This window comes from Microcoleus sp. Pol17C6, from assembly GCF_036701145.1.
In the GTDB taxonomy this organism is placed as follows: domain Bacteria; phylum Cyanobacteriota; class Cyanobacteriia; order Cyanobacteriales; family Microcoleaceae; genus Microcoleus.
Genome location: NZ_JAUBQH010000119.1, coordinates 1 through 5,384, shown reverse-complemented (window position 1 = coordinate 5,384; position 5,384 = coordinate 1). Strand labels below are relative to the sequence as shown.

Genomic DNA, 5,384 nt, shown 5'->3' with positions numbered 1-5,384 from the left:
TTGGCTGGCATACATTCTAACTAATGAGCGCTTATTTTATATTTATATTATACAATCTAGCTGCGTATCAGCTTACCTCTTGCCCTTGCAGAACGATCGTCTTCGGAATATTAACGAGCCCGAGTGTGAAAGTAATCGCAGTGGTGAATCAACATTTCAATCAAGCCACAGTCATCGAACACACTGGTTTTTGTGCAAGGGATCTGAGATATTGCACCATTATCAATAACCCTTCTCTGGGTGGGTTCTCCTGCCCACCCCACAAGAAAATGCACTTGTTGTGGAACAGGCATCTTGCCTGTTCTTAAGAATGGTGTAAAATGGGCAATGGATAAAAAACAGCAAGCTGACTGGTATCAACGGCTAGATGTTGTTTGATGCCATTGGTGCATTTGTAATGGCAGAAGCCTTGAGACTCGACACTCGCAAATTGCACGTATTTTTTACGGCTACACGGAGCTATTAGAGGATTTCTAGCCCTTTGTCAATCAATTTTACGCTGTGAGGTAATGAAGGGATATTGTGGAGCCAAGAAGAAACCGACGAGACTAGCGAAGAGAATCGGTGTAAAAGTGCTGAATCCTGTCAACTTGGCGAGTAGCAGAGTTGTACTAATTGGAGTTCGAGTAACTGTTGAATTCAGAGCAGCCATTACACAAATCATTGCCAAAGTCTCGTTGGATGCGGGATTAATGATAGCGATTGCTTTTCCTAAACAGGCTCCTATAAAAAACAGTGGGATGATAATCCCCCCCCGCCAGCCTCCATTTACGGTCGTACTAATGGCAAACACTTTAGCAATAACTAAAGTTAAGACAAATCCCAAAGAAAAGTTTCCCTCAACAATTTTTTCAATTTGATGTTCGCCAAAGAAACGAGTGAGCGGAAATAAAGCTGATAAAACACCAAGTGCTAGCCCAGCTAAAGTAGTTCGCACATAGATTGGACTGGGTATCGCATCAAACAAGCGACCTACACTGCGAAATACAGCGATAAAAAGCCACCCCATGATCGCACCTACGATTCCATAAGCAATCGCGGCGCCAAAGTCATAAAGGCTGTCCACATTGTATTGAGGAAAATGCCAGGTAGGACCAATTCCTAGCTGGGTAATTGCTACAAAAATGGTGTAACTTGCACAACTGGCCACGACCGCAGGCAATATTGCTTCAAAATACTCCACAACATTCTGATGATGCAGGATTTCTAAAGCAAAAAAAGTACCACCCAAAGGAGCGCCGAACAAAACTGTAAAACCCGATGCCATGCCAGCAATACTCAAAGTTCGTAGTGCCTCTCCACGCAATTGAAAGCGATCGGCTAACCACGTACCAATTGAACCTGTTACTTGCACCATTGGTGCTTCTGGACCAGCACTGCCTCCACTTGCAATACTGATTAGCGACGACAGAATCATCGAAGGATTCTCCTTCATTGGTAATCGCCCACCATTGAGATGAATATTGTCAATAATCAACCCTATTTCGCCAGGATTTCCCAGCCAATGAATGAGCAAACCGATGAGCAAACCCGCAAGGGGCATGATGATTAGTAGAGAAAGTCCACTAAAATATTCAAATCCCAGCATTATGTAAGACAAAAATATCCAATAACTTGCACCAAACAAACCACAAATGATTCCTAGCATTGCCCATAGGAATACCGAACGTGTGAGATTTACTGGGTTTCGTTTCATTGTTTACTCCTTGTCTCTAACTAGGAAGTTAGGAAGTCTTAAAAACTATTTTGTATAATAGTATACTGTTTTTTTGTCTGTATCTTCTATTGACTCAAAAATGTATGAGCCCGATCGAGCTTTCGGCTCGCGGGCTCTGTATAATTCCGATCTAACCGGATTTGATTTGAGAAAAAACTCAAGTCTTTATGCCAATTTCCCAAAGTTGTGCAACAGTTGTAAGGATTTGTTGTTTGATATTTTGGCTTGTAGCAAGGATTTTGGTGCAGTAGCCCCTCTACCAACTGTTGCAAACTTTTTGATAATTAGTATTGCTGCAAAGCGGTGCAAATCGCTCGACTAAAAGCCTAATTTTTCTAACACGGGCTTAGTTGAAACAATATGTCGATCGATCCCTAGTTTTTTTGGCTCCACACCCAAAGCCAAAGCCACCAATTGTGACAAATGCAACACGGGCAAACCCAACTTGCGCCCGATTACTTTTTCCACCTCCGGCTGTCGCGAATCCAAATTCAAGTGACAGAGAGGACAAGGCGTTACCATACAATCAGCGCCATTGTCAAGAGCATCTTGAATATGTTTGCCTGCCATTTGAAAAGATTGGTTAGTGGCATAACTCGCCAACGGCCAGCCGCAGCACTGCGTCCGCCCTCGATAATAAACAGGAGTTGCCCCGATCGCCCGAAATACATTTTCCATCGATTCGGGTTGGTGCGGGTCATCGTAAAGCAGCTTATCCTGAGCTCGCAGCAGGTAGCATCCGTAAAAAGACGCGCACTTCAAGCCCGAAAGCTTGCGGGTGACTCGCTTCTGCACCTCGTCGAGCCCGTAATCGGCAACGATCGCCCACAACAGATGTTTCACCTCGGTACTGCCTTGATAAGGCGAACAGCCTTGTTTTTGGAGTAAACCGTTGACTTTTTCTATGTAGTTGGGATCGGTTTTTTGGCAATCCTTGAGGCGATCGTCCACATGACCGATTACTCCTTGACAAGTGCTGCAATGCGTCAGCAAAGGCAAATTCAGTTCCTCAGCCAAAGCAATATTGCGGGCGTTGACAGTATCTTCGAGCAACTGCGAATCTTCCTTGAAAGTGCCAGAACCGCAGCAGGAAGCTTTCTTGAGTTCCACCAGTTCAATCCCCAACGCTTGAGTCAGCGCTTGAGTAGACAGGTAAAGTTCGCGGGCCGCCCCTTGGGCAACGCAACCGGGAAAATAAGCATATTTGAGATTTGGGGATGGCATAATTGTTTCTGCTGGGGAGACAAGGCAAGGGACAAGAAACGAGAGCGGTGGAGGTCGGGAGGCTTCCTGCTTAGTTTTCCCTCTTTATAATTAACGTATCACCGCCTAGCTAGGAGCCAATTGTCAGCTTTTCTCAAGCATTTTGAGTTGATGACTGACGGACCATCGACCAAAAATCAGGTTCCTCTACGTTATCAGGTGGCTAAACGAAATGATTGATTTTGGGCTATTGGGGGTTTTTTTGCCTTAGTCCTAGAGTTGCTGCGATCGTCCGTGTCCCAATTGTCGCTGGCCCGTGTCACTTAGAAAAGCGGCCAGCCTTTGTCCTGCAGATCCCCCTTTCGGATAAGATTAGATACGCAGCAACCAATGAGGACACGATGTTATGAGCCAAGACGACATTTTTGCTAGAGTCCAGAAAATTGTGGCAGAGCAACTGGAAGTCGATAAGAGCGAAGTCAAGCCCGAAGCCAACTTTGCTAACGATTTAGGAGCAGATTCCTTAGATACAGTAGAGCTGGTCATGGCCTTGGAAGAAGAGTTTGATATTGAAATTCCTGACGAAGCAGCCGAAGGAATTACTACGGTTCAAGCTTCTGTAGATTTCATCAGCAGCAAACTTGCAGCTCCAAAAGCATAAAATACCTGTCTTTTCCCCTAAGAGGAGAGAAGTTAGAAAACTGGAAACTCCTCTTTTGTTCTGCGTTCTGGGTGTTTAATTTTTTGAAACTGAAATCATGACAAATTTAGAGCGTAAGCGCGTTGTTATCACGGGTCTCGGCGCGATTACACCGATCGGCAATACCTTGTCCGAATATTGGGACGGGTTGCTTGCCGGGAAGAATGGTATAGGCCCGATCACCTTATTCGACCCGTCGCGGCACGACTGCCGCTTTGCCGCAGAGGTGAAGGGTTTCGACCCACACGACTATTTAGAGCGCAAGGAAGCAAAGCGGATGGATCGCTTTGCTCAATTTGGGGTGTCAGCGAGCAAACAAGCTGTTGCTGATGCGAAGTTTGAGATTAACGACCTGAACGCAGAACAGGTGGGTGTCATTCTTGGCACTGGCATTGGTGGCCTGAAGGTTTTGGAAGAGCAGCAAGAGATTTATCTGACTCGCGGCCCCGATCGATGCAGCCCGTTTATGATTCCCATGATGATTGCGAATATGGCCGCGGGGCTGACGGCGATTCAAACGGGCGCTAAGGGGCCAAACTCTTGCACCGTGACGGCTTGCGCTGCCGGGTCAAATGCCGTGGGCGATGCGTTTCGCCTAGTTCAGGGGGGTTACGCGCAAGCCATGATTTGCGGCGGTACGGAAGCTGCGGTGACACCTTTGTGCGTGGCGGGTTTTGCTGCGGCGAGGGCGCTTTCGACTCGCAACGATGACCCGACTCATGCTTGCCGTCCGTTCGATCGCGATCGTGATGGTTTTGTCGTCGGCGAAGGTGCTGGCATTCTGATGCTAGAAGAAATGGAACACGCTCTGGCGCGTGGCGCGAAGATTTACGCAGAAATCGTCGGCTACGGTTTAACTTGCGATGCGTATCACATGACTTCTCCGGTACCGGGGGGGGAAGGTGCGTCGCGGGCGATGGCTTTAGCGCTCAAGGATGCGGGTTTGACGCCGGATCAAGTGAGCTATATCAACGCTCACGGCACGAGCACCCTTCCCAACGATTCTACGGAAACGAAAGCGATTAAAAAGACTTTGGGAGACCATGCTTACAAAGTAGCAATTAGTTCTACCAAGTCAATGACCGGCCATCTTTTGGGCGGTTCTGGGGGAATTGAGGCGGTGGCGACGGTAATGTCGATCGCCAATGACAAAATCCCGCCGACAATTAATCTGGAAAATCCCGATCCTGAGTGCGATTTGGACTATGTTCCTCATACAAGCCGCGATCTAAAAGTTGATGTGGCGCTGTCGAATTCCTTTGGATTTGGCGGCCACAACGTGACACTGGCATTCAAGAAGTTTGTTCAGTAACGGACAATTTTAAAATCGAGAGTCGAGAGTTAAAAGGTGAAAAATTAATTTTTCACCTTTTAATTTTTAGATAAATTTTAGATCGGGCGATCGCTTGACTCAAAACGCTTACTTGTTATGAGTCAAGCGCAACGAAATAAGCGCGTTGCCGAAAGGGCTAGATTCTTCAGTTCCTTCAGGACTCTGAATTACAACTACTCAAGCGGACTTGATATGACTTAGTTTGTTAACAGAAGATAACACAAGGAGAACTCTAAAAAATTTTTTCTCCAAACAAAAAGCGCCCCTATTTCTAGGAGCGCTTTTTGTCAATCTCAAGCTAAAACTTAGCCATTGATAGAAGGAGCAACCAAAGCTACTGGAGTGACTTCACTTGCAGCCAAGTCGAGAGGGAAGTTGTGAGCATTGCGCTCGTGCATTACTTCCATACCCAAGTTAGCGCGGTTGATCAC

General features: G+C 46.5%; 4 protein-coding genes and 1 pseudogene. 2 read left to right on the top strand and 3 right to left on the bottom strand.

The window, feature by feature from the left end:
• Positions 1-484: 484 nt before the first annotated feature.
• Positions 485-1,696, bottom strand: a complete 1,212-nt coding sequence (locus QUA25_RS28470) for a chloride channel protein (RefSeq protein ID WP_333043031.1) — start codon at positions 1,694-1,696, stop codon at positions 485-487.
• A gap of 339 nt (positions 1,697-2,035) precedes the next feature.
• Positions 2,036-2,941, bottom strand: coding sequence for a CoB--CoM heterodisulfide reductase iron-sulfur subunit B family protein (locus QUA25_RS28465; protein ID WP_333043029.1), 906 nt, complete (start codon positions 2,939-2,941; stop codon positions 2,036-2,038).
• A gap of 385 nt (positions 2,942-3,326) precedes the next feature.
• Between QUA25_RS28465 and acpP the strand changes: the two genes are divergently transcribed.
• Together acpP and fabF are read left to right on the top strand one after the other, a co-directional pair.
• Positions 3,327-3,581 carry an acyl carrier protein gene (acpP, locus tag QUA25_RS28460; RefSeq protein ID WP_006633716.1) on the top strand — a complete coding sequence of 85 codons (255 nt, stop codon included), beginning with the start codon at positions 3,327-3,329 and terminating at the stop codon, positions 3,579-3,581.
• 97 nt (positions 3,582-3,678) lie between these two features.
• A complete protein-coding gene (gene fabF / locus QUA25_RS28455; protein WP_333043027.1) occupies positions 3,679-4,932 on the top strand; it encodes a beta-ketoacyl-ACP synthase II in 1,254 nt (417 codons plus the stop codon).
• Positions 4,933-5,258: 326 nt separating this feature from the next.
• Here fabF and QUA25_RS28450 read toward each other — a convergent pair.
• Positions 5,259-5,384, bottom strand: a pseudogene (locus tag QUA25_RS28450) (photosystem II q(b) protein); the annotation flags it as partial.

Coding starts and splice junctions, on each gene's coding strand:
- fabF (WP_333043027.1), top strand. CDS start 3,679: ATGACAAATTTAGAGCGTAAGCGCGTTGTTATCACGGGTCTCGGCGCG.
- QUA25_RS28465 (WP_333043029.1), bottom strand. CDS start 2,941: ATGCCATCCCCAAATCTCAAATATGCTTATTTTCCCGGTTGCGTTGCC.
- QUA25_RS28470 (WP_333043031.1), bottom strand. CDS start 1,696: ATGAAACGAAACCCAGTAAATCTCACACGTTCGGTATTCCTATGGGCA.
- acpP (WP_006633716.1), top strand. CDS start 3,327: ATGAGCCAAGACGACATTTTTGCTAGAGTCCAGAAAATTGTGGCAGAG.